The sequence below is a fragment of the Prochlorococcus marinus str. MIT 9401 genome (genome assembly GCF_000760095.1).
Classification (GTDB): domain Bacteria; phylum Cyanobacteriota; class Cyanobacteriia; order PCC-6307; family Cyanobiaceae; genus Prochlorococcus_A; species Prochlorococcus_A marinus_I.
Window position 1 is genome coordinate 51,468 of the sequence record NZ_JNAR01000013.1, and the last position, 24,010, is coordinate 75,477.

Below are 24,010 nucleotides of genomic sequence, written 5' to 3' on the forward strand. Positions count from 1 at the left end.
ATAAATGCCTAAGAAAGTCGCAAGTTTAGAAAATATATCTAAAACATATGGCAAAGAGGATCTAACTGTTAATGCTTTAGATAGCATAAACTTAGAAATTTATAAAGGTGATTATTTGGCTGTAATGGGAGCTAGTGGCTCAGGCAAAAGTACAGCTATGAATATTATTGGATGTCTAGATAGACCATCTGAGGGTATTTATAAATTAAATGGTATTCCTGTTGAAAATCTATCTGATGATGAGCTAGCAGAAATACGTAACCAAAAATTAGGTTTTGTTTTTCAACAATTTCATCTTCTTTCGGATGCAACTGCACTTGAAAATGTTATTTTGCCGATGATTTACGCTGGTATTGAGCATGATCAAAGATTAGAACGAGGTAAGAATGCATTAGAAAAAGTTGGCCTTTCAGAAAGAATGAATAATCGCCCGAACCAATTATCCGGAGGTCAACAACAGCGAGTGGCTATTGCTAGGGCTATTATCAATAACCCTGCAATATTGTTAGCAGACGAACCTACTGGAGCATTAGATTCAAAAACCACTGAAGATGTATTAGATCTCTTTGATAAATTGCATGAGTCTGGAATAACTATAGTTTTAGTTACGCACGAAGATGAAGTTGCAAATCGCGCAAAAAAAATAGCCAGATTTAAAGATGGAAGAATAGTTGAATTAAAAGTTAATTAAATTCAGAACCGTCCAATTACCTTCAGCTGAGTTTCATTTTGAATTCTTAAATTTCCATTCGAATCAATATCTTTAATTTTCCATGTATGAGGACAATAACCATTAGGCAAAAAGCTTTTAGTTAGGAACTTATTTGCAGATTTGATCACATATTCTTTTTTATTATTACATTCAATTGAATCATGAAAAGCTTTAAGAACTTTGGCCGTCCAATAATGCTGATTAATATTTTTAGTTTGAAGTACTTTTGATAATGAAATCCCCTCTGATGGAGTATAATTTAAAATATTCATGCCAAGACCTATTCTTACATAAATAATTTCCTTACCTCTTGTAATAACCCTTGGTAAAAATCCAATCAACTTTTTTGATCCAAAAAAGATATCATTTGGCCATTTCAAAGAAACATTTATATTCTCCTGTCTAAGCATTTCACATATCTTGATTCCTATAGACAAATTAAATATTTGACTTATAAATTCTTTTGAAAATATTGGGTAAGCTGCACTTAACCAAATCCCACCTTCTGGGGAAACCCAAGTTTTTGAGTTTTGGCCAAACCCTGATAACTGTTCTCTTGCTATTATCGCTACTGGCTGGTTTCTCTTAATTTGAGAATTTCTGATCAAATTTGTTAGCTCAATTTCGGTACTTTTACATTTTATTTTGTACTGAAGCCTCCAACTTGGATATTGACCCTGAATTTTTTTTAAATAAAAAACTGTTTTAGCTGCAGATCCAATAAATTTCACAAATTCTTTGTAAAAACAACGAGCATCTTTTTGAAGATTAGATTAACTTTAGTCTTATTAAGTAAATTTTACAAATTGGAAAAAAAGTATTTTTCAATAGAGAAGAAAAGGAATCCGCATCCATTAAAAAATTGTCTTGATAATTTTAAAAAGTCATGGGGAGATTTAGATAAACTTTCTAAAATCAACGAAAACTGGAAGGAATTAATTGGTTTGGAACTATTTCAAGAATGCAAACCATTAAATATTGAAAAAAAAATACTTACTATTGCAGTAAATCATCCACAGTGGCGCCAGGCCCTAATCTACAACAAGCATAAATTAAAAGAGAGAATCGAAAAAATTGGAATAACTTTGAATGAAATTAAAATAATACAAAATTATGAAATTAAAAATAAAAATATCAAAGCTAATAATGCAAAGATAGTTTGGGCAAAGCATCCAAGCAGAATCAATCAAAATAATATGTGCATTTGTACTCTCTGTAATTCCCCTACTCCTGAGGGCGAAATCAAAAGATGGGGAAAGTGTTCTTTTTGTTGGAGAAAAATAAAAAAATAAATTCTTTATTTAGTTAAAATTAGTATTCCCATTTGCCCCCCAAAAATAGTCCTATATTCAGCTTTTTTAAATCCAACTTCCTTAGCAATATTTATAAGCTCATTTTTCTTTGGAAAATTACTAATACTTTTTTCAATATATGCGTACTCTGAACCTAAATTAAAAAGCCGCGAAATAGTTACTACAACTAATCTCAAATAAATTTTCTGAAAAATATTGGATAAAGAATTTCTTGTTGAGTGATTAAAATCTAAAAATCCTGCCCTTCCTTTATCGTTCAAAAGATAAAAAACTTTTTTTATTCCTTCTTCAACGTTTTTCAAGTTTCTTAGTCCATATGACATACAAATCCCATCAAAATTTTTTGAATAATCATTAATTTCTAATACATCTTTAATTTCCCACTTAATAAATTTATTTTTTTTAAGTGCTGATTTTTTCTTTGCAATCTTTAAAATATCCTCTGCACTGTCAATCCCAGTAATTGAACCCCTTGGACTAACTCTCTCTGAAATTAAGAATGCTAAATCTCCAGTTCCACAGCATAAATCAGCCCAATCTTCACCATTTAAAGGTGCCAATAAATTAACTAATTTCCTTTTCCATAATCTGTGCAGTCCAAAACTTAATAGATTATTTAAAAAGTCATATTTATAGGAAATCTTATTAAATATATTTTTGACTTCGATAGTTTTTGTGAATTTCATTTTAAATTTTTAACTTATTTCTTATTGGTATTAAATTAAATTTTTTATCCATATGGTCTAATTGGAAGTTTTTTTTCGAGGAGGAAAGTCTTTATTTCTCTTAAAGAAAGTTTCTTATCATGAAGTAATGATGCTAGAAGTGCGGCAGATGCCCTGCCTTCATTGAAAACATCATAGATATCTTCTAAACAACCTGCTCCTCCAGAAGCAATCACTGGAATATTAACAATATTGGCAACAGATTCAGTCAGATGTAAATCATATCCATTCTGCGTGCCATCACCATCCATTGAAGTAAGCAAAATTTCCCCTGCGCCTAACTCCTCAACTTTCTTTGCCCAACTTAATACATCAATTCCAGTATTTTCTCTCCCTCCTTTTACATATACCTCCCATTCATCAGTCTTATTAACTTTTCTTTTAGCATCAATTGCTATCACGATACATTGATTACCAAATTCTCTAGAACTTTTAGAAATTAGATCTGGATTTCTAACTGCAGAAGAATTCAAACTTACTTTATCCGCTCCAGCTCTTAAAAGATCATTAATTGATGAAACAGAATCTATTCCTCCACCTACTGTAAATGGAATTTTTACTGATTTTGCGGTTCTAGAGACAAGGTCAACTAACGTATTTCTATTTTCTACACTAGCTCTAATATCTAAAAATACTAATTCATCTGCGCCCTCATCAGAATACCTACAAGCCAATTCAACAGGATCGCCTGAGTCTCTCAAGTTAACAAAATTTACACCTTTAACTACTCTGCCATGGGCGACATCTAAACAAGGAATTAAACGAAGAGCTACCATTTTAGTAAAAATTGTCCAAATGCTGTTAATCTTGCATAATAGCTTCCATTTTACCTCTTATGGCTGAAACAAAATTATTACCCAAAATCGGTAGTAAAATCAAAATTAACATTAACAAAGTAAAAGATAGACTACCAGCTAAATTAATCGATCAAATATCCTCGAGTCCTAAAGCCGTAATAACAGGCTATAAAATGACAGACGGCAGAAGTATTGGAATCACCGCAAAATTTCAGAATGGTGAGCAAAATTGGTTTTTCCCAGAAGAAATTGAGAAAGGTTAAAGAATAAAGTGAATGATCCAAAACAACTATTAGGAATTAAGGGTGCCTCTGAAACATCAAGTATATGGAAACTCCGTATACAGTTAATGAAGCCCATAACGTGGATCCCTTTGATATGGGGAGTTATTTGTGGAGCAGCTGCAAGTGGGAATTTTGAATGGACATTTAGTAATGTTCTAGCTTCATTAGCATGTATGTTGATGAGTGGACCGCTTCTGGCTGGTTATACCCAAACCATAAATGATTTTTTTGATAAAGAAATTGATGCAATTAATGAACCAAATAGACCAATTCCTTCTGGGAAAATTTCAATTAAAGATGTAAAAATACAAATCTGGGTATTACTAATAGCGGGTTTAATAGTTGCTTTTCTATTAGATTTATATGCTAAGCACAGCTTCCCCTCCGTCTTACTTTTGGCATTAGGAGGTTCCTTTGTTAGTTATATATATTCTGCTCCACCACTCAAATTAAAACAGAATGGTTGGCTTGGAAATTATGCATTAGGAGCATCTTATATAGCTTTACCTTGGTGGGCAGGACAAGCTTTGTTTGGGAAATTAACAATCGTGACGGCGATACTAACACTTGCTTATAGCCTTTCAGGACTTGGAATTGCTGTTATTAATGATTTCAAAAGTGTTGAAGGAGACTCAAAGCTAGGCTTGAATTCTCTACCAGTAGTATTTGGAATTAAAAATGCAAGTAGAATAAGTGCAGGTCTGATTGATATTTTTCAATTAGCAATGGTTGTAGTATTAGTCATTATTGGTCAACATTTAGCCTCTGTAATTTTGGTTTTATTGATAATTCCACAAATTACATTTCAAGATATGTGGTTACTACGAGATCCTCTAAAGTTTGATGTCAAATATCAAGCAAGTGCCCAACCGTTTCTTATAACTGGAATGTTAGTTACAGCTTTAGCGATAGGACATAGTTTTTTAGTTGCTTAAGGTGCAAAAGGTAAAATTCAAATCTTTTGTTTTAATAATTCCAATATTAATTTTTTCTGGAATATCTTTTTATTTTTTTAGTCTAATTTTTAGTACCTTAAAATTTGATATTTCTAAAAATAAAAAGTTTCGGGAAACCAAATATTCTTACGTAATATCATCCTCTGATAATAAGATATTAAGCAAATTAAGCCGCAAATTTGAAATAGATAATAGTTATCATAAAATCCCATTTTTTCTTAAACATTCTTTTATTTCTTCTGAGGATAAAAGATTTTATAAACATAATGGAATAGATTTAAAAAGTATTTCACGTGCCCTTATTCAAAATATTAGAAGTGGTTATGTTAAAGAGGGAGGAAGTACGATTACACAACAAGTTGCTAGATTACTTTTTCTAAATAATGATTTAAGTTTTCAAAGAAAAATCAAAGAAATATTTATATCACTCATACTTGAATTTAGATATAACAAAAATCAAATTTTAAAATTATATTTAAATAATATTTATCTAGGTTCAGGAGCATACGGAGTACACGAGGCTGCCCAAGTTTATTTTGGAAAATTTATAGAAGAATTGACATTATCAGAGATCGCATTAATTGCAGGATTAGCTCCAGCTCCATCAATTTATTCACCCTATCAAAATTTAGAACTAGCTATTAAAAATAGAAATAAAGTTCTTGAATCAATGTATGTTGATGGATATATATCTCTTGTAAATAAGAATAAGGCCATTAAAGAAAAAGTAAAGTTAAATTATCAAACAGTTGATAATTTTTTAGATGATAAATTGTTAATAAACTTTATTCTTCAGGAAACAAATAAAAAAATTGGAAGTAAAAATGATTATAAGTTTTTAAGAATTAAATCCTCTATCAACAAAGATTGGCAAGAAAAAGGTCAAAAAATATCAAGTTACGCAGGGCCTAAAGAACTTGAATTTGGTCTGTTATCTATCGAATCAAACACAGGACTAATCAGGGCAATGATAACCAGCAAAAATCCATCAATTAATGAATACAATAGAGTGATTTCATCTGTAAGACCTTTAGGTTCTACTTTTAAAATAATCCCTTATGCTGCTGCATTAATAGAAGGAATAAAATTAAGCGATAAATTTGAAGACTTACCAATATGCTGGGAAAGTTATTGCCCAAAAAATTTTTCAGAAGACTATAGAGGTTCAATATCTTTGATTGAATCATTTAAAAGTTCATCAAATATCGTTCCAATATCAATAACAAAAAAAATTGGCTTGAAAAATATTATTAATTTAGCGAATTCATTTGGACTAGGTTTCGAGCAAGAGTTTGAGGAATTCCCATCATTAGCTATTGGCGCTTACGGGGATAATCTTTTAAACATCACAAATGCATATTCTGCAATAAACAATAATGGGAAGATTCAAAGCCCTGAAATCATAGAAAAAATAGAATCATTTAAAACAAAACCTGTTTGGGAAAATAAATCTATTTCCAAGAAAATATTAGATTTAAAAATAAACAAGAACATAAATAAACTTCTTGAAAAATCTGTAAAAGAAGGCACTTCAAAAGCAGCCTCTATAAAAGGAAAGAAAATTTATGGGAAAACAGGAACATCTGATGGAAATAAAGATCTCTGGTTTATAGGTTCCATTGACAACCTTACAACAGGGATCTGGATAGGTTACGACGATAACAAGGAATCTGAATTATCTAGTGGGAATGCAGCTTATTTATGGAAGAAGTACATATCTGAAATTTATAAAATTCCAATTAAAAAATAAATTATATTTTTAAGATTTATAAGAAATTATTGCAGAATAAAATCCATCACCAGGATAATCCAAGCTAGGTAAAATTTGCTTTTGGCTGACCAATTTTAAAGTTTTGTTTTTTTCAATAAATCGCTCAATTAATAGATTATTTTCATCAGGACAAATAGTACAAGTTGAATAAACTAAAGTGCCATCTTTTTTCAAAAGAGGGAAAATACTTTCCAAAAGTTTTTCCTGTATTAAAGTTAAAGATTTTATTTTTTCTTTACTTAAAGACCATCTAGAATCTGGATTCCTGGAAAGAGTTCCAATGCCTGAACATGGAGCATCTAATAAAATCTTATCAAAATAAGATATAAACTTAGGATTTAATTCAATCAAACTCGTAGCATCAGCCTTAAGGGTATTAACAGATTTCAAATTTAACCTTTCTAAATTTGATTGCAGTATTTTCAATCTTTTTGCTGATCTATCTACGGCAATGATTTCAGCACTATCATTTGTCAATTCTGCAAGGTGGGTAGACTTACTTCCTGGAGCAGCACAAGCATCTAAAATCTTTTCGCCTTCTTTTGGATTTAAGAGAGGTGCTATCCACTGAGAAGATCTATCTTGAATTGTCCAAAGTCCATCACTATATCCTGGTAAATTTTTTATGGATCTTGGATTAGATTTTAAAGTAATTCCATTATGTAAATCATTAATAATTTCAGCATCAATTTTATTTTCATGAAGTACTTTCAAAAAGTTATCTGAATTAGTTTTTAATTGGTTAATTCTCAAATCAATTGATGGTTTCTTATTAAATGCCTTAATGATATTTTCACCTTCACTATTCCCGACCCATTTATAAAGATCCTTAACAAGCCATAATGGAAATGATTCAAGATATGAAATTCTTTCTTTTCTATCAGAAGATAATTCCGGAAAGATTTTTTGTTCTAATTTTCTTGATGCATTTCTCAATATCGCATTTACAGTTCCCGCTAAACCATTTAAATCTGTTTTTTTAGCTACTTCTACAGTGGTAGAAATAGCAGCAGGAAATGGGATTTTATCCATTTTCAATAGTTGATATAAACCTATATGTAGAAGCCATCTTAACTTTGGAGGCTGCTTTTTATGAGTAATTTTTGATGTATGATCCGTCCACAGATCAAGAAATTTTCTATACCTTATGCATCCAAAAGATAATTCCGTAATAAAAGCTATATCAAGAGGATTAAATTGATAATTTTTTAAAACCTTTTCAAGAGCATGATCAGAAAAATCACCAGAACTAACTTTTAATAAAATTTCCCAAGCTGCCTTTCTTTGTAAATATCCTATGTTCAAAATTTAATTAATTTTTACAAGATAACTTTAATATACAAAAAATTCAAAAATTTAAACTACTTTTTCAATTGCAGAATTCAACCAGATAAAACCTAAGATAGAGATAAGTGAAAGATTAAATCCTAAAAAAAGAAAGATATTTAAAGAATGGATTCTTTCCCGAAAAAATGTTTTATTCTCTTTTTGATACTTCATTATTAAAATAAAAACTTATTCAGGATTTCAAACGGCAACCAATATTGATAGATCCTGCATCAAGCATTCTGCCTAATTTAATAGCTATGGATTCCTCCAACCTAGTGAAATTTGATTGATGGGTAGTTATCCAATCTAATTCAGAAAAAGTGATAATTCCCGTCGAATTACTTTTTAAAAAAAGTGTTCCAATTTCCATTAGATAAATCCAATTTTACCTAAACTAACATCCGTACTTAATATTTCTTCGTAACATAATATTCTTTTAATTTTTCAAAGACAACTGTAGGTTATTACTCTTAATTTATTGAATATCTCTTAAAAATTTATCGGCCGTTTTTAAGTGATTATTTAATTTTTCCTCTGACATTTTATCGAGATTTCTCGTTAACATTGCCAGACGATATTGCTTTCTAAAAAAGCTTTCATTATCTTTAATAAATTTCCAAAATAACCCATCCCATATTTCACACCATGGGCCACTTTTAAAATTAGACATTTTTTTTACATAATTAGAGCTGGATATATATGGCTTTGTTGAAAAGATACCACCATCACTAAACTGACTCATTCCGTAAACATTTGGGACCATAACCCAATCATAGGAATCAATAAACATTTCCATAAACCACTTATAAACTTGGTTAGGGTGAATTCTACATAGAAGCATGAAGTTACCAATAATCATTAGCCGCTCAATATGATGACAATAACCATATTTAATAATATTTTTTATAACAACGTCTACTGGTTCAATTCCTGTATTTCCTTGATAAAAAGATTTTGGAATTGGCTTGTCTTCAAAATTCCAAAAATTACTATTTCGCATCTTTGTTCCGTACTTTTTATAGACGAGGCAAATAAATTCTCTCCATCCAATAATTTGACGAATAAAACCCTCTAAAGAGTTAATGGGAACATTATTATTTTTTGCAAAAAGTAATGCTTTATTTACTACTACGTCTGGGGTTAATAAGCCGCTATTTAAAAGAGGAGAAAGTAAACTATGCCATAAAAAAGAGTTTTCTTTAGAAATAGCATCCTCATAATCTCCAAATAAGAAAAATCTATGTTTAAAAAAATCATTTAACCATTCATCTGCCTCTTCAAAATTAGTTGGATATAAAAAGTTATTACTTTCTCCAATAAACTCAATATCAAAATTGGCTAATGACCTTTCTGCATTAACTACAAATTTATTTTTTTGTAATTTAGGTGTATAGGGTATATTTATTTTTTTTGGTAATTTTTTTCTGTTCATTTCATCGAAACTCCATTTGCCACCTTCAGGAGTATCATCAGGATTAACTAATATCTTTTGGCTCTTTCTTTGATTCTCATAAAATCTCCCCATGAGTGGTTTTTTTGCATTTGATGCAAATAAATCTTTTAAATCTTCACTGCTCATAAACATAGGAGATGGCAAAATATTTAAAGCTAAATTATTACTCTTAACAAAATTATTAATCCTCTTCATTATTAAAAAATCATGAGGTTCAATGAGATTTATTTTCTGATATTTATTTTTAATAAATTCCGATAAGAAATCAACTGTAGAAACATTATTCTTGTTTTCGATATATAAAACTTTGAAGCCAGATATTTCTAAATAATTTTTATAAGCGAGCATAGATGCTTTATGAAAAACTAACTTATTTTTATGGTTAATTAATTTATGAAATTTATCATTTCCAAAAAATAATGAGTCTTCCAAAATCAAAACTTCACAATTTATTTTTAAGATTGGGCTTTCTCTAAAAAGTTGATTCGGGAAAATAATTGATACTTGTTTCATCTTTGCGACTTCCTGTTACTGCATCTTTTTGAACAGTAGATAACATCATCCCAGCAGTTTTTCCATTTTTTACGCCACTCAAACGGCCTATTGCAAACAGGACAAGTTTTAGTAGAAAGATTTTTCAAAATTTATAATTTTCTTTTATGAGTAGATTTAAATCTAGTTGAATCTTTAAGGGCCATATGTTTTGTATTTCTTCCCGAAACTCTCTTTCTCCAGACTTTGAAAGATTTGGGTTTTAGATTTTGACGCATAATTTTTATCGCATCTTCCTCTTTTAAACCAAATTGATACTCGATAGCTTCAAAGGGTGTTCTATCTTCCCAACACATTTCTATTATTCTGTCTATATCGATACTTTCCATATTTATTGTTCACATTGTGAGGTACAAAGTTTTTCAATATCGGATCTACCTGTAATTTGAAGTCTATATTTTGCCCAATATCTGTAAACCAATCTCAATAATGGAGATAAGATCTTAATCTTCAAGGGATAATAAACCCAACCTAAACCAACTAATTCATAAGAATACGCAAGTACATCTAGTCCCCTAATAATTTCTCCATTTTCAATAATCCCATGCAGGTTTGACATGGCTTCTGAATATGAGATGTCATTAAAAAGACTTTGATCATAATCCTTAGTATTAATATCTATAAATGCAATTCGATTTAAGGTATCTCTTTTTTTAAGAAAATTTGTTTCTCTCAAACAAAGTGGGCAACCACCATCGAATAAAAAGATTAATTTATTTTTCATATTTTTATTCAAATATAGATATTAAATAACTTTTTTGTGGAATAAAAAATTTTTTTTAGGGTACAAGCTTTATAAAGCCTTAATAATTGCCAGTTCTAATTTAGTGAAATTATATTATCTTATTAATTAATAAGCCATTGATTAAGGGATACATCAATGGTTTAAAACTATTTATGATCAGTCATCTAGAAGATGAACTCCTTCTCCTACATCAGGAGTAAATTTACAATATTTTTCAAAAATAAGTCCAACACCCCTCATTTTTTCTCCTAATTCATCGTTAAATTTATTCCATTCCTCCGATTCACGATCAGGTAAATCCCACCCTTGCTTTTCTACCATACTTGTTATTATTGTATAGTCCCATTCTATGTATGCCATTAAGTTAATTTAAACTACCAAAACATTATAAACCAAGAGATCTAATAGGTAATCAATATTTTTTGAATATAATTTAAAAGTGTGAAAAAATTATAAATGTCAATTTTGCCAAGAAGATTTGAACGAATCAAAAGTGTTTTAGATTGCAGAATGAAAAACTTGACTGTTTTAGTTGAGGATGTCAATAAACCACATAATTTATCTGCGATATTAAGGTCATGTGATGCGGCAGGAGTTTTCGAAGCAAATTTTATTAGCAAAACTAATGCCGTTAAGACTTTTAATAGTACTGCTCAAGGAAGCCAAAAATGGGTAAAACTGAATAATCATGAAAACATTATCACGGCAATATCTGATTTAAAGAATAAGGGTTTTAAATTATATGGAACGACTCTTAATAGTGAATCAGTAGATTATAGAAATTTTGATTATTCTCAAAATACATGTTTTGTTTTAGGAGCAGAAAAATGGGGACTAAGTAATGAAATTATATCAATGGTTGATCAATCAATCTTTATACCTATGAGAGGTATGGTTCAATCTCTGAATGTTTCAGTTGCTGCCTCTATATTATTATTTGAAGCTGTTCGCCAAAGAAAAAATAAAGGTATATTGCCCGCTAATGGAGAAGGGTTAAATATGGATGAATATCAAAAAACACTTTTTGAATGGTGTTACCCAGAATTAGCAGCAATCTATAAAAAATCAGCTAAAGAATATCCAAAGTTGAATGATCAAGGAGAACTTGATCCTATTACAGATAACTAAATTTATTCAGAATTTTGACTATCAAAAATTTCTTCAAGGTCCTCTCCTATAAAAGAAAGACCTAAAACTAAAAAAAACATTGCCAAACCTGGGAACAAAGCCGTCCACCAGATACCTGTAGGTAAAGCGGCAAGAGCCAGATTTAAATCACTTCCCCACTCTGGGACATCTGCAGGAACGCCAAGGCCTAAAAATCCTAAACTTCCTAATACCAAAACAGCATCTGCAGCATTTAGGGTAAGCAGAATAGGCAATGGTGTTATTACATTTGGGAGAATATATTTGAAAATAATTTTTTTAACATCAGCTCCTGCAACTTGAGCTGCCTCCACATAAGTTTCGGATTTAACCAATATTGTCTGATTTCTGATTAATCTAAAGTATTGAGGAGAGTAAACAATACACAATGCCAAAGCCGCGTTAAGGATACCCTTACCCAATACAAAAGCCACAACAACTGAAAGCAAAATTACAGGTATTGAAAAAATAGTATCCATTATTAGTGATAAGCATTTATCAAAAAAACCACCAAAATATCCACTTAATAATCCCAACGGCAAACCCAAACTTAATGAAAAAAGAATAGCTAAGAATACAACTTCTATAGCTAATGATGATCCTTGCAAAGTTCTTAAGCAAACATCTCTTCCTAATCTATCTGTGCCACAAAAATGATTAAGAGAAGGAGGGGCAAAGATGTCATTGCTTAACATTGAAAATGAATAGCCAAAAAAATTATTGGCCTCTAAAAATTTCATTATTAAAACAACAAGAAGATAAAAAAGTACAATTAAAAATCCAGCTTTTCTGATGTTTGCGCCGACACGATTAAATGAGTTAATATCCAAAATCTTTTTTTAAAGATATAAATGAAATATACCCAATTCTTTTAAAAATAAATAGCTATGAATTTTAAATTAAAAAAAATTACTGGTTTAATTTCAAGACTGCCATAAAAGCTTCTTGAGGGACTTCAACTTTACCCATTGCCTTCATCCTCTTTTTACCTTTGGCTTGTTTCTTTAAAAGTTTCTTTTTCCTAGAAATATCCCCTCCATAGCATTTAGATAAAACATCTTTTCGCAAAGCACTTATGCTTTCACTTGCAATAATCCTGCTTCCGATTGATGCTTGAATAGGTATTTTAAATTGTTGTTTTGGAATAAGTTCCTTTAATTTCTCAACTAAACTTCTTCCAATTCCATAAGCCTTATCTTTATGAACAATAGAAGTTAATGGATCTGCTCTTTCTGAATTTATTAGAACATCTAATCTAACAAGGTCATTTTTTCTGTAGCCAATCAAATGATATTCCATTGATGCATAACCTTGAGTTCTACTTTTCATTTGATCAAAGAAATCTGTAACAACTTCTGCTAATGGAATTTCATAAATCAAGGTAACTCGATCTGTTGTTATGTATTTCATATCTATAAATACTCCCCTTCTTTCCTGACATAAACCCATTAATGTTCCATTAAATTCATTAGGAGCATAAATTTCCATTTTCACGTAAGGCTCTTCTATTGATTCTCTAAGTTGTGGATCAGGAATTGTAGAAGGATTATCAATAAAGATATGTTCCTGCTGATTTAAATTAACTTTATAAATAACTGATGGTGCCGTTACGATTAGATCCAAGTCATATTCTCTTTCTAATCTTTCTTGAACAATCTCCATATGAAGAAGTCCTAGGAATCCGCACCTAAATCCGAAGCCCATAGCGCTACTGGTTTCGGGCTCATATTTTAAAGCCGCGTCAGATAATTGTAATTTTTCAAGTGATACTCTTAAATCTGGGAATTGATCAGCATCAGTCGGGAATAACCCACAAAAAACCATAGGATTTGCTGTCTTATATCCAGGCAAAGGATCATTGGCAGGTGAATTTAAAAGGGTAATAGTATCTCCCACTCTCGCATCAGCAACTGATTTTATAGAGGCAGCTAAATAACCAACTTCTCCTGCATGTAATTCATCAACTTGCTGCTGATCAGGCGCCATTATTCCTATCTCATCTAGTTCATAATTTTTCTTACTTGCCATTAATAATATTTTTTCTCTCTTATTTAGAGACCCAGATATTACCCTGAAATAAACAATAACTCCCCTGTACGGATCATAATAAGAATCAAAAATCAGTGCCTTTGTAGGGAGTTTAATTTCATCTTGAGGAGGAGGTACTCTTTTTACGATTGCTTCCAATATATCTTTAATACCAACTCCAGTTTTTGCTGAACAATTTATTGCATTAGAGGTATCAAGTCCAATAATTTCTTCTATTTCTTGTTTTATTTTTTCAGCATCAGCCCCTGGTAAATCGACTTTATTTAAAACAGGAATTATCTCAAGATTATTTTCTAAGGCAAGATAAACATTAGCTAAGGTTTGAGCTTCTACTCCTTGACTTGCATCAACAACAAGTAAGGCACCTTCACAAGCTTGAAGAGATCTACTAACCTCATAAGAAAAATCAACATGTCCTGGAGTATCTATTAAGTTCAAAACATATTCTTGGGAATCGTCAGCTTTATATTTCATCCTAGCGGCCTGTAACTTGATAGTAATTCCTCTCTCTCTCTCAAGATCCATACTGTCCAAAAATTGTTCTTGCATATCCCTTTGCTGCACAGTACCAGTATCTTGAAGCAACCTATCTGCAAGGGTAGATTTGCCATGGTCAATATGAGCAATTATGCAGAAATTTCTAATTTTTGAAACCGATATATCAGTCATATAGAAAGAAAAATTCTCCTATTGTTACATCTTGATTAATATTAGCTAATTAGAATTATGGATGGAAACCAAAAATGGAATTATTTCTTTTTTTAATTTCTTTTATGAAGGCACTGTAATTTTCAGAGACTGATAGTTCTGGATAAATTAAGTCATTTATTTTTTTCTGAAGATTATGCTTATCATTAAAAAATAAAACAGATTTTTCTAGAACCTCAACCATAATTGAAACCGCAGTACTTGCTCCCGGAGAGGCTCCCAACAAAGCAGATAATGATCCATCAGATGAATTTACAATCTCAGTTCCAAATTTCAAAGAACCACCACTTTCAGTTTTTTTAATTATTTGGACTCTTTGACCAGCATTCTTTAAATACCAATCAGAAGGATTAGCTGATGGCATCATATTCTTTAAATTCTCAACTCTTGAGTTATGGTTCTTTAATGATTGTGATATTAGGTAATTAATTAAATCGTTGTTCTTGAAACCAACGTCTAACATAGAAAAAATATTATTCTTTTTAATTGAACTAAATAAGTCAAAGTATGAACTTTGTTTTAGAAATTTCGTTGTAAATCCAGCAAAAGGTCCATATAAAAGAAGTTTTTTATTATCAATCCATCTAGTGTCTAAATGAGGCACAGACATTGGGGGCGAACCAATATCAGCTTTACCATAAACTTTTGAGTTATGTTTTTCTGTTAGATCTTTTTTCTCGCAAATAAGCCATTTCCCACTAACAGGAAATCCACCATAACTTTTTGCTTCTGGAATTTTTGATTTTTGTAAATAATTAATTGTTTTTCCACCAGCACCAAGAAAAACGTAGCCCGTTCTAATTGAAGTTTTTCTACCTTCAGAACTGATTTCTAGTTCCCATTGTTTTTTATCGATTTTCTTTAAATCTACTAATTCTGTTTTGTATCTAATTTCAACATTTTTGTTTAAGGAAACTAATGACAAATACTCTTTAGTTAAAGCCTCAAAATTTATATCAGTTCCTCTATCTATTCTGGTAGCAGCAATTTGAGTAGATGGATTTCTATCTTTTGTTATTAGAGGAGCCCATGATGAAATTTCATCAAAAGATGTAGAAAATTCCATATCGATAAATTCAGGATTTTCGATCATTTTCTGAAATCTTTTTTTTAAAAAAGAAATATTATCCTGACCAGACACAAAGCTAATATGAGGAATAAATTTTAGAAACTTCTTAATATCAATTTTCCCTGCTTCATACAATGAGGCCCATAAAGACATGGATGTTTCAAAAGAACGATTTATTGAGAGCGCTTTATCTATTTTTAGATTTCCTTTTTCATCTAAAGGGGTATAGTTTAATTCGCAATTAGCTGCATGACCTGTACCTGCATTATTAAAAGCGCCAGTACTTTCACTTCCTGGAGCATTTAATTTTTCTATAATAAGAAATTTTATATCTGGTAAAACTTCTGAAATTAGGAGGGCTAAAGTACTGCTCATTATCCCTGCTCCCACTAAGACCGCATCAAAGTAGCTATTGTCATTAGTGGGATTTTTAGATGGAGTCACAACAGAAAATTATATTTTTTTTGCAATTAATCAAATTTCTTTCTAGGCTTATTATAAAGTTAATACAAAATTATGAGTACTGAAACACTTTCGCTGACAAACGAAAATGTAGAAAAAGTCCTTGACGAGCTAAGACCTTTTTTGATTTCTGACGGAGGTAATGTAGAGATTGCAGAGATAGATGGTCCAATTGTCAAAGTCAGACTTCAAGGAGCTTGTGGTAGTTGCCCAAGTAGCACTATGACTCTCAAAATGGGTATTGAAAGAAAGTTAAAAGAAATGATTCCCGAGATAAGCGAAGTTGTCCAGGTTTTATAAAAATTTTTAGCTGAAATATATATTATTTAGTTTTTAATTCCTTCAACAAAGATGATTCCATATCAAGGCAATCAATTGGAAGTCCTTGACCAATAGCGATTAAAAGAGGTGCAAGAATTCCTAAAGTAAAAACTAAATTTGATTGGCTTACATCATATTTACTCAAAGTAAAAGTTATCAAATAAATAATTGAAAAATAAGCATGTAGTGAAAAAAATTCTTTTGGCTTTAACACTGGCCACCTTAAAGTATTCCCCAAGAAATATAAAAAACCTGTCATAAATCAATAGTTAAATTAATATTAAACCAAATATAAACATAAACCTTTTTAGAGACTATTTATAAAAAAATTTACCTAAGATAATAATTAAAAAAACATTAAATCTTCATTTCTATTTGTAAAAGCTAGACATGCAGTGAAAAATACGCTTATAATTATTTGGTAGCAATAGCTACTTTTTCGTTCACCCTCATTTGAGGGCGCAGTTCGAGTCATACCATGGAACGGGGGATGGCCGTGTTGTCACATCGAAACATGACTACTTTAACTTACAGAGGTAAAAACTACGTTCAAAACAAAGAAGCTGCTAAAAAGCAACTCGTTGAACTTACCTATAGAAGAAACGTATACACCAACAGAATGGATGACGCTTCTTCAAGTAATGAAAAAGCAGAATTAAATTACAGAGGTGTTAATTACACTAAATAATTTAATTAAACAAATTAAAAGCCCCCTTTTTCAGGGGCTTTTTTTTTGGCTATATTTATCAAGAGTCCTTTAAAAATATGTCTGAAAGTTGCTGTAATACAAACACATCGAATAAAGAATCAAATCAATTCGATCATAAAGATGCCATTCAAGAAAGATATGGCTCAGCCGCACAAGAAAAAGAAAGTTGTCTTTGTACACCAGTTGGGTTTAATCCCGTTTTACTTGAAGCAATTCCTCAAGAGGTTATAGAAAGAGACTATGGGTGTGGTGATCCAACAAAATATGTTCAAAAAAATGATATAGTCTTAGATCTTGGAAGTGGTAGCGGCAAAAATGCTTTCATTTGTGCCCAAATTGTTGGGAAAGAAGGGAGAGTTATTGGAGTTGATCAGAATGCTGATATGCTTTCTTTATCAAGATCAGCCTCTAAAGAATTTACAAAAAATATAGGTTTCAACAATACAGAATTTCTAGAAGGTTCAATTGAAAAACTTGATGAATTAGATAAAGATTTAAATCCATTAATCGCAGATAAATCAGTTGATATTATTTTAAGTAATTGTGTTTTAAACTTGGTAAGTCCAGAATCGAGAAATAACCTTCTTAATAACATAAAAAGAGTTTTAAATGATAATGGAAGAATTGCAATTAGCGATATCGTCTCTAACAAAAAAGTTCCTTTAAGATTGCAAAATGATCATGATTTATGGACAGGATGTATTAGTGGAGCATGGTATGAGCCAGAGTTTATAAGTGATTTTAAAGAGCTAGGATTTAAAAATTTAAAATTTGCAGAAAGAAGTACTGACCCTTGGAAAGTAATTGAGGATATTGAATTTAGAACAGTAACTTTAGTTGGCAATATTTAAAAAAATCCAAGAGTTGAAAATATAATATAAATTTCCATGAGAAATAATCTAAGAGATCAAATTCCCGCATTAAAAAATAAGTATTATTTCAATTATGGCGGTCAAGGACCTTTACCAAAATCTTCTCTAGAAGCAATAGTTAAAACTTGGGAAATTATCCAAGATTTAGGACCATTTACCAATGATATGTGGCCTTTTATTTACAAAGAAATATTGACCACAAAAAGAATTATTTCGCAAAAATTAGGTGTCAATTCAAAGAATGTAGCTTTTACCGAAAACATCTCTTCCGGTATGATTTTGCCCTTTTGGGGAATAAAAGTAGAAGAGGGAGAAGAGTTGTTAATAAGTGACTGTGAACATCCTGGAGTAGTGGCTGCAAGTCGAGAATTTTGCAGAAGAAATAAATTAATATTCAAAATTTTGCCCATCCAAAAAATTAAAAATCTAAACGACGAAAATATAATTTTAGAGATTTTGAAAAATCTAAATGGTAAGACTAAGATCCTAATTATTTCTCATATCTTATGGAACTTTGGATATAAAATTCCTTTAAAACAAATTTCTATCGAATTAAAAAATAATAGAGAAGATTCTTATTTACTTGTTGATGGTGCTCAAACCTTTGGGCACATAAATATTGAAAAAGAAGTTTTTTATTCTGATTTATATTCAATAACCTCTCATAAATGGGCATGTGGACCAGAAGGACTTGGAGCCATTTATGTCTCAGATAGATTTATTCATGAAACAGATCCAACAATAATTGGTTGGAAATCATTAAAAAAAGAACAAGGCATTTATGAGCCTTCAGATAATCTTTTTCATGATGATGCAAGGAAATTTGAAATAGCTACCTCTTGTATTCCTTTACTTGCTGGGCTTCGGAATTCCTTAGATCTTTTAGATAAAGACTGCCATGAAAAAGAAAAAAACAAAAATATCAAAAAATTAAGTGAAAAACTTTGGGATGAATTAAATCAATCAAAGGGTGTTGAATTAGTTTTAGAAAAAAAATATTTAAATGGGATTGTTAGTTTTAATATCGAAAATATTAAAGATAAGGATAAATTTATAAAGAAACTTGGAGAAAAGAAAATTTGGATTAGAGTTTTAGAAGATCCAAAATGGTTTAGAGCATGCGTACATCAAATGACTACAGAAGCTGAGATTGATTTACTTGCTAGAGAAATAAAAAAAATATTGACTTAAAGATCCATTAATATAAAAAAAATTTAGTTTACCAAGGTATCTCCGAGTTGTCCCATGCAATAAATTTTCCCGAAGATTCTGGTGATTGATTTTTAATAATATTGATCAAGAATTGGGAGGATTTTTCTTTACTAAATAATTTATGTTCTGGAACAAATTTATGAAAAGGTCTAGATAAATTAGTATCTACTGTTCCTGGATGAAGCAATGTGATAGTAGCCTTTGGGAAACGTCTAGCCCATTCAATACTTAAAGATTTAAAAAACTGATTTTGCGCAGATTTTGCAGCTCTATATGAATACCAACCTCCAGTTTGATTATCTCCAATGCTACCAACTCTTGCACTTATACTTGCAAAATTAAAATCAAAATCTTTTGGTATGAATTCTTCAATAGCTTTAGCTAACAAAATAGGAGAAAAGGCATTTATTGAAAAACTTTCCATCATATTTTTTTTATCAAGATGTTGTAATCTTTTTTCTGGTTGAAGAGAATCACTATGAAGTCTACCTGTAGCATTAACAACTAACCTTAATTTTGAAGGATGATTTGATATTTTATTTTTCAACTGCAAAAGAGATTGAGAATCCTCTATATCTAAATCCCAAAAAGGATTAAATTCACTTATTCTTCCACACAAAACAACATCTAAATCTTTTTCACTTTCATTCAGATCTTTAGCTAGTTGTGTTCCAATTCCACCTGCGCCTACAATTAAGGCTAAGCCTTTCATTTTATTAAAAATAACTCCATTGATTTTAAGAAACTTTTCTTGTGATTTGCGTAAAGATTTTGCTTATTAGATTAGGAAATTTTATTGAGATTTAATTTTTTCTTTTAATAATTTATAAGCTATTTCTCTATCATCAAAATTAATAACTTTATCATTGAGAATTTGGTAGTCTTCATGTCCTTTTCCTGCAATTAAAACAATATCTTTTTGATTGGCAAATTTAATAGATTCATTTATTGCTTTAAATCTATCAATTTCAATTGTTATTTTTTCTCTTTTTTTTATACCCATCAAAATATCATTTACTATCTTTTGGGGTTCTTCTGATCTTGGATTATCTGAAGTTATAAAAAGTTGATCAGACAACTCTTCAGCTATTGATCCCATCAAAGGCCTTTTACTACGATCACGATCTCCTCCACAGCCAAAAACAGTTATTAGTTTCCCTTCACAAAGTTTTTTAATTGATTGCAAAACTTTTTTTAATCCATCAGGAGTGTGGGCATAATCAACAATTACTGTTGGAAGAGATCTTGAAACGTCATTATTATCAATTTGTATTTTCTCCATTCTCCCAGGAGCACCAGGGAAAGACTGTATTAACTTTGATAGATCTTTTAAAGAAAAATTAAGTTTATACAAAATTGTTATTGCTTGAATTGCATTCATTAAATTAAATTCACCGACAAGTGGAACAAAAAGTTGAATTTTTTCCTTAGGTGTATGAAAAATACAGGTGGAACCACTTTCAGTAAATTTTTTATCTGTTACGAAAAAAAAATAATCATTTTCAAATTCACTTTCAGTTATCTTTGTAGAGACTAATAAAGATCTTTTTTTAAGATCAGATGATAATTTAGATATCCAATGATCATCAAGATTTAATACACAAATCCCATCTTTGTCTTTTAAGTAAGGTGGGAAAAATAATTTTCTTTTTGTTTGAAAATATGATTCCATATCTGAGTGATAATCAAGATGATCTTGAGTTAAATTAGTAAAAATAGCCCCCTCAAATTCGCATCCTGATATCCTGTTTTGAGCAATAGAATGAGAACTTACCTCTAATATCGCGAATTCAGATTCTGCCTCAACAGCAGCATTTAATTTCTTTTGGAGTTTATCGGCGAAATCAGTTGTATGAAGAGCCACTTCTGAAAAGCCAGGCCATCTATTGATCAAGGTCCCAAATAATGCCGTCTTTTTCCCTAATTTTTTTAAAAGATATTCCAATAAAAAAGTAATTGTCGTTTTTCCATTTGTACCCGTAACACCTATAAGTTTAAGTTTTCTTGAGGGCCTATTCCAAAACTCAGCAATTATTTGACCAAAAATATAATCTAAATTATCCTCTATAACCAAAATCCTTTCTCGATCAATAGATCCAATTTTCTCTTTTGCAGCAGACCCAATAATGGCTGCTTCTGCACCATTTTCAATTGCCTCAATACAATATTTTCCTCCATCAACATTTAAACCAGGCATACCTAAAAATAAAGTTCCTTTTTGTACTTCTTTAGAGTTAAAAGAAATATTATTTATTTCATGATCGATTAAATCTAATGAAGGAATAATTCCTACCAAATCTAAAAGTTTATGTAATTTTATAGATCTCATATGAAAAACTATTTCTCCAGAATGGTACTAATATTTTTTTGAAACCAATTCTTTAATTGATCATCTTTTAATCTTGGAGAAATGCGAGGCAATTCTATAATTTCTTTGGAGCTAATTCCTTCAACAGCAATAACAGGTACTTCATAATCATATTTTTTATATTTATCTTTATATAAATCAACCCTATCAATATCAATTTCTTTAAGCTCCTCCAGATTAGGGAATAACTCATTAAGATTTATTTTTGCCAGTTTATTTTTTAATGAATCACAAAGGCAACATCCCTGCCTAACAAAAATAAATATTTTCATTCATTTAGTCTGGCACAGGGTCACATCCGCAGGGAGTTAAAGGATGACATCTGCTTAATCTTCTTAAAGTTAACCACACTCCTTTCCAAGGTCCATGTCTAGTAATTGCCTCATATCCATAAGAGCTACAACTTGGAATAAATCTACATCTTGGTCCGAAAAAAGGAGAAAACCACTTTTGATAGAACGAAATCATAAAAAGAAGTATAGAAGTTATTGATTTATTAATAGTTTTGAACACTTTAATGATGTAAAATAATGCTTCAGTAGTAAATAGTTTAATTGAATTTAATCAATTATCCAATTTATTGCAAATTTCTATTTAATTTAAAATTATGTCAAGATACCGCGGCCCCAGATTAAGGGTTACGCGTCGCTTGGGAGAACTACCAGGTCTCACCAGGAAAGCTTCAAAGAAGTCTAATCCTCCAGGTCAGCACGGCCAAGCCCGTCGCAAGCGATCAGAATATGCTATTCGACTAGAAGAAAAGCAGAAACTTAGGTTTAATTATGGAGTCTCTGAAAAACAACTAGTTCGTTATGTAAAAAAAGCTAGAGCTCAAGAAGGATCTACAGGAACTAACCTACTTAGACTTTTAGAAAACAGACTTGATAATGTTTGTTTTAGACTAGGTTTTGGAGGTACCATTCCAGGCTCAAGACAATTAGTAAATCATGGCCATGTAACCGTTAATGGAAAGGTTCTTGATATTGCTGGTTATCAATGCAAATCAGGCGATGTAATCGGAATTAAAGAAAACAAAGCAAGCAAAAAACTTGTAGAAGGTAATATAGAATTCCCTGGTTTAGCAAATGTCCCACCTCATCTTGATTTAGACAAACCTAAATTAACGGGGAAAATAAATGGGAAATGCGATAGAGAGTGGGTGGCTCTTGAAATAAACGAACTACTAGTTGTTGAATATTATTCAAGAAAAGTTTAATACTACTTTTCTTTGGATTATTAAATCTCTCATTAAAAAAAATGAGAGATTTAATTTAATTCTTTTTTTTAAAAATAATGGGTAATAAGGAAAATAATATAAAAAAACCAGGTTTTAAGACCTTATCTATTCACCATGGGGAAACATTTGCAGAAAAAACCGGATGCGTTATGCCTCCTATTTTTTCTACATCTACTTTCAAACATGGTAATAAAGATAATTTCGACTACACAAGATCAGGTAATCCAAACTTTAGAATTCTAGAAAGCGTCCTTAAATCAATAGAAGATTCAAAATACTGTACAGTTTTTGGATCTGGAATTAGCGCGGTAACTGCAATTTCATCAACACTAAAATCAGGTGACAAGATACTCTGCGAGGCAAATCTCTATGGTTGTACAGTGAGGATGTTCGAAAAAGTTTTCAAGAAATTTGGACTAGAAGTTTTATACACAGATTTTACAAAAGAAAATAATATCAAAAAGATTTCATACTTCGAGCCAACCTTAATATGGCTAGAAAGTCCAACTAATCCACTTCTGAAGGTACTTGATATTAAGGCGATTTGTGATGAAGCGAATAAACTACAAGTCCCAGTAGTTGTGGACAATACCTTTTCAACCGCACTTATTCAAAAACCATTGGACCTTGGTGCAACACTATCACTCGTAAGCACAACAAAATTCATTAATGGACATAGTGATGCACTTGGTGGAGCAGTACTGACAAATAATGAGATATGGAATAATAAGATGCTTTTCTCTCAAAAAGCTCTAGGGCTTCAACCATCTCCTTTTGATAGTTGGCTCATTACGAGAGGAGTAAAAACTCTTCCTTTAAGAATCGAACAACAAACGCAAAGTGCAAAATTGATTTCTGAAGAATTAGACAATCATAAAATAATTAGTAAAGTTATTTATCCTTTTAATCAAAAACATCCACAATTTAATTTAGCAAAATCGCAAATGAGATCTGGAGGTTCGATGATCACCATAAAATTAAATTTAAATAAAGAGGATACTTTTAAATTTTGCAAATCTCTCAAATATTTCTCGTTAGCAGAAAGCCTTGGAGGAGTTGAAAGTTTAATTTGTCACCCAGCAACAATGACTCATGCTTCTGTTGATAATGAAACAAAAAATCTTTTAGGGATAGATGATTCTCTTGTCAGATTATCGATTGGATGTGAAGAAACAAACGATTTAATTTCAGACATATTATCTGCTTTAAATAAATTCTGA

Annotated in this window: 30 protein-coding genes; 12 read left to right on the top strand and 18 right to left on the bottom strand. The window is 30.7% G+C overall.

What is annotated here, in order from left to right; translation table 11 throughout:
* Positions 1–4: 4 nt before the first annotated feature.
* Positions 5–691 (top strand): ABC transporter ATP-binding protein, encoded by a 687-nt coding sequence (locus tag EV01_RS04240; protein ID WP_032517559.1) that lies wholly within the window; start codon positions 5–7, stop codon positions 689–691.
* 2 nt (positions 692–693) lie between these two features.
* Here the strand turns inward: EV01_RS04240 and EV01_RS04235 are convergent, their stop codons facing one another.
* Positions 694–1,443, bottom strand: coding sequence for a biotin--[acetyl-CoA-carboxylase] ligase (locus tag EV01_RS04235; RefSeq protein WP_032517558.1), 750 nt, complete (start codon positions 1,441–1,443; stop codon positions 694–696).
* Positions 1,444–1,518: 75 nt separating this feature from the next.
* Between EV01_RS04235 and EV01_RS04230 the strand changes: the two genes are divergently transcribed.
* Positions 1,519–2,004 (top strand): DUF721 domain-containing protein, encoded by a 486-nt coding sequence (locus tag EV01_RS04230; protein WP_032517620.1) that lies wholly within the window; start codon positions 1,519–1,521, stop codon positions 2,002–2,004.
* A 5-nt stretch (positions 2,005–2,009) separates the two neighbouring features.
* Here EV01_RS04230 and ubiE read toward each other — a convergent pair whose 3' ends face one another.
* Complete coding sequence (gene ubiE, locus EV01_RS04225) at positions 2,010–2,711, bottom strand: bifunctional demethylmenaquinone methyltransferase/2-methoxy-6-polyprenyl-1,4-benzoquinol methylase UbiE (protein ID WP_032517557.1); 702 nt, start codon at positions 2,709–2,711, stop codon at positions 2,010–2,012.
* A gap of 44 nt (positions 2,712–2,755) precedes the next feature.
* Positions 2,756–3,526 carry an imidazole glycerol phosphate synthase subunit HisF gene (gene hisF, locus EV01_RS04220; RefSeq protein ID WP_032517556.1) on the bottom strand — a complete coding sequence of 257 codons (771 nt, stop codon included), beginning with the start codon at positions 3,524–3,526 and terminating at the stop codon, positions 2,756–2,758.
* A 59-nt stretch (positions 3,527–3,585) separates the two neighbouring features.
* On the opposite strand from hisF, the gene petP reads away from it, so the two are divergent.
* The 3 genes from petP to EV01_RS04205 are packed head-to-tail and all read left to right on the top strand — an operon-like array spanning position 3,586 to position 6,537.
* Positions 3,586–3,810 carry a cytochrome b6f subunit PetP gene (petP, locus tag EV01_RS04215; protein ID WP_011817940.1) on the top strand — a complete coding sequence of 75 codons (225 nt, stop codon included), beginning with the start codon at positions 3,586–3,588 and terminating at the stop codon, positions 3,808–3,810.
* A gap of 8 nt (positions 3,811–3,818) precedes the next feature.
* Positions 3,819–4,766 (top strand): chlorophyll synthase ChlG, encoded by a 948-nt coding sequence (gene chlG / locus EV01_RS04210; protein ID WP_032517555.1) that lies wholly within the window; start codon positions 3,819–3,821, stop codon positions 4,764–4,766.
* Between the two features lies 1 nt (position 4,767).
* On the top strand, positions 4,768–6,537 hold the full coding sequence (locus EV01_RS04205) for a transglycosylase domain-containing protein (protein WP_032517619.1): 1,770 nt from the start codon (positions 4,768–4,770) through the stop codon (positions 6,535–6,537).
* A gap of 9 nt (positions 6,538–6,546) precedes the next feature.
* Here the strand turns inward: EV01_RS04205 and EV01_RS04200 are convergent, their stop codons facing one another.
* The 7 genes from EV01_RS04200 to EV01_RS04175 all read right to left on the bottom strand — a co-directional run bounded on the left by EV01_RS04200 (position 6,547) and on the right by EV01_RS04175 (position 10,997).
* The gene (locus tag EV01_RS04200; protein WP_032517554.1) at positions 6,547–7,863 is read right to left on the bottom strand and encodes a 16S rRNA (cytosine(967)-C(5))-methyltransferase; all 1,317 of its coding nucleotides are present in this window, start codon (positions 7,861–7,863) and stop codon (positions 6,547–6,549) included.
* A gap of 214 nt (positions 7,864–8,077) precedes the next feature.
* On the bottom strand, positions 8,078–8,257 hold the full coding sequence (locus tag EV01_RS04195) for a hypothetical protein (protein ID WP_025887585.1): 180 nt from the start codon (positions 8,255–8,257) through the stop codon (positions 8,078–8,080).
* 105 nt (positions 8,258–8,362) lie between these two features.
* Positions 8,363–9,853, bottom strand: a complete 1,491-nt coding sequence (locus EV01_RS04190) for a cryptochrome/photolyase family protein (RefSeq protein ID WP_032518606.1) — start codon at positions 9,851–9,853, stop codon at positions 8,363–8,365.
* Positions 9,850–9,981 carry a DUF2256 domain-containing protein gene (locus EV01_RS09360; protein ID WP_071813202.1) on the bottom strand — a complete coding sequence of 44 codons (132 nt, stop codon included), beginning with the start codon at positions 9,979–9,981 and terminating at the stop codon, positions 9,850–9,852. The genes EV01_RS04190 and EV01_RS09360 overlap by 4 nt, the downstream gene beginning before the upstream one ends.
* A gap of 3 nt (positions 9,982–9,984) precedes the next feature.
* Entirely contained in the window at positions 9,985–10,221 is a 237-nt protein-coding gene (locus EV01_RS04185; protein WP_002806923.1) for a TIGR03643 family protein, read from the bottom strand.
* A gap of 2 nt (positions 10,222–10,223) precedes the next feature.
* Positions 10,224–10,616, bottom strand: a complete 393-nt coding sequence (locus tag EV01_RS04180; RefSeq protein WP_032517552.1) for a thiol-disulfide oxidoreductase DCC family protein — start codon at positions 10,614–10,616, stop codon at positions 10,224–10,226.
* 177 nt (positions 10,617–10,793) lie between these two features.
* Complete coding sequence (locus EV01_RS04175; protein WP_032517549.1) at positions 10,794–10,997, bottom strand: hypothetical protein; 204 nt, start codon at positions 10,995–10,997, stop codon at positions 10,794–10,796.
* 96 nt (positions 10,998–11,093) lie between these two features.
* Here EV01_RS04175 and trmH point away from each other — a divergent pair, with 96 nt between their 5' ends.
* On the top strand, positions 11,094–11,765 hold the full coding sequence (trmH, locus tag EV01_RS04170; protein ID WP_032518607.1) for a tRNA (guanosine(18)-2'-O)-methyltransferase TrmH: 672 nt from the start codon (positions 11,094–11,096) through the stop codon (positions 11,763–11,765).
* 2 nt (positions 11,766–11,767) lie between these two features.
* Here the strand turns inward: trmH and EV01_RS04165 are convergent, their stop codons facing one another.
* The 3 genes from EV01_RS04165 to EV01_RS04155 form a co-directional block, all read right to left on the bottom strand.
* Positions 11,768–12,523 (bottom strand): ABC transporter permease, encoded by a 756-nt coding sequence (locus EV01_RS04165; protein WP_012007248.1) that lies wholly within the window; start codon positions 12,521–12,523, stop codon positions 11,768–11,770.
* Positions 12,524–12,692: 169 nt separating this feature from the next.
* Complete coding sequence (gene lepA, locus EV01_RS04160; protein WP_032517547.1) at positions 12,693–14,501, bottom strand: translation elongation factor 4; 1,809 nt, start codon at positions 14,499–14,501, stop codon at positions 12,693–12,695.
* 55 nt (positions 14,502–14,556) lie between these two features.
* A complete protein-coding gene (locus tag EV01_RS04155; RefSeq protein WP_032517546.1) occupies positions 14,557–16,053 on the bottom strand; it encodes a malate:quinone oxidoreductase in 1,497 nt (498 codons plus the stop codon).
* A gap of 72 nt (positions 16,054–16,125) precedes the next feature.
* On the opposite strand from EV01_RS04155, the gene EV01_RS04150 reads away from it, so the two are divergent.
* Positions 16,126–16,371, top strand: coding sequence for a NifU family protein (locus EV01_RS04150; protein ID WP_002805305.1), 246 nt, complete (start codon positions 16,126–16,128; stop codon positions 16,369–16,371).
* A gap of 22 nt (positions 16,372–16,393) precedes the next feature.
* Here EV01_RS04150 and EV01_RS04145 read toward each other — a convergent pair whose 3' ends face one another.
* Positions 16,394–16,651: a hypothetical protein gene (locus EV01_RS04145; RefSeq protein ID WP_011375974.1), complete on the bottom strand. Its 258-nt coding sequence runs from the start codon at positions 16,649–16,651 to the stop codon at positions 16,394–16,396.
* Positions 16,652–16,906: 255 nt separating this feature from the next.
* Here EV01_RS04145 and EV01_RS09365 point away from each other — a divergent pair, with 255 nt between their 5' ends.
* From EV01_RS09365 to EV01_RS04135, 3 genes are all read left to right on the top strand, one after another.
* A complete protein-coding gene (locus tag EV01_RS09365) occupies positions 16,907–17,080 on the top strand; it encodes a DUF4278 domain-containing protein (RefSeq protein WP_071813219.1) in 174 nt (57 codons plus the stop codon).
* 77 nt (positions 17,081–17,157) lie between these two features.
* Positions 17,158–17,952: a methyltransferase domain-containing protein gene (locus EV01_RS04140; protein WP_032518608.1), complete on the top strand. Its 795-nt coding sequence runs from the start codon at positions 17,158–17,160 to the stop codon at positions 17,950–17,952.
* Positions 17,953–17,988: 36 nt separating this feature from the next.
* The gene (locus EV01_RS04135; RefSeq protein ID WP_032517544.1) at positions 17,989–19,164 is read left to right on the top strand and encodes an aminotransferase class V-fold PLP-dependent enzyme; all 1,176 of its coding nucleotides are present in this window, start codon (positions 17,989–17,991) and stop codon (positions 19,162–19,164) included.
* Between the two features lie 28 nt (positions 19,165–19,192).
* Here the strand turns inward: EV01_RS04135 and EV01_RS04130 are convergent, their stop codons facing one another.
* From EV01_RS04130 to yidD, 4 genes are all read right to left on the bottom strand, one after another.
* The gene (locus tag EV01_RS04130; protein ID WP_032517543.1) at positions 19,193–19,897 is read right to left on the bottom strand and encodes an SDR family NAD(P)-dependent oxidoreductase; all 705 of its coding nucleotides are present in this window, start codon (positions 19,895–19,897) and stop codon (positions 19,193–19,195) included.
* Between the two features lie 81 nt (positions 19,898–19,978).
* Positions 19,979–21,514 carry a UDP-N-acetylmuramoyl-L-alanyl-D-glutamate--2,6-diaminopimelate ligase gene (locus EV01_RS04125; protein WP_032518609.1) on the bottom strand — a complete coding sequence of 512 codons (1,536 nt, stop codon included), beginning with the start codon at positions 21,512–21,514 and terminating at the stop codon, positions 19,979–19,981.
* Between the two features lie 8 nt (positions 21,515–21,522).
* Positions 21,523–21,825, bottom strand: a complete 303-nt coding sequence (locus EV01_RS04120) for a glutaredoxin family protein (protein WP_032517541.1) — start codon at positions 21,823–21,825, stop codon at positions 21,523–21,525.
* A 4-nt stretch (positions 21,826–21,829) separates the two neighbouring features.
* On the bottom strand, positions 21,830–22,066 hold the full coding sequence (yidD, locus tag EV01_RS04115) for a membrane protein insertion efficiency factor YidD (protein WP_032517540.1): 237 nt from the start codon (positions 22,064–22,066) through the stop codon (positions 21,830–21,832).
* 94 nt (positions 22,067–22,160) lie between these two features.
* Here yidD and rpsD point away from each other — a divergent pair, with 94 nt between their 5' ends.
* Both rpsD and EV01_RS04105 read left to right on the top strand, forming a co-directional pair.
* On the top strand, positions 22,161–22,769 hold the full coding sequence (rpsD, locus tag EV01_RS04110) for a 30S ribosomal protein S4 (RefSeq protein WP_011817920.1): 609 nt from the start codon (positions 22,161–22,163) through the stop codon (positions 22,767–22,769).
* A 77-nt stretch (positions 22,770–22,846) separates the two neighbouring features.
* Complete coding sequence (locus EV01_RS04105) at positions 22,847–24,010, top strand: trans-sulfuration enzyme family protein (RefSeq protein ID WP_032517539.1); 1,164 nt, start codon at positions 22,847–22,849, stop codon at positions 24,008–24,010.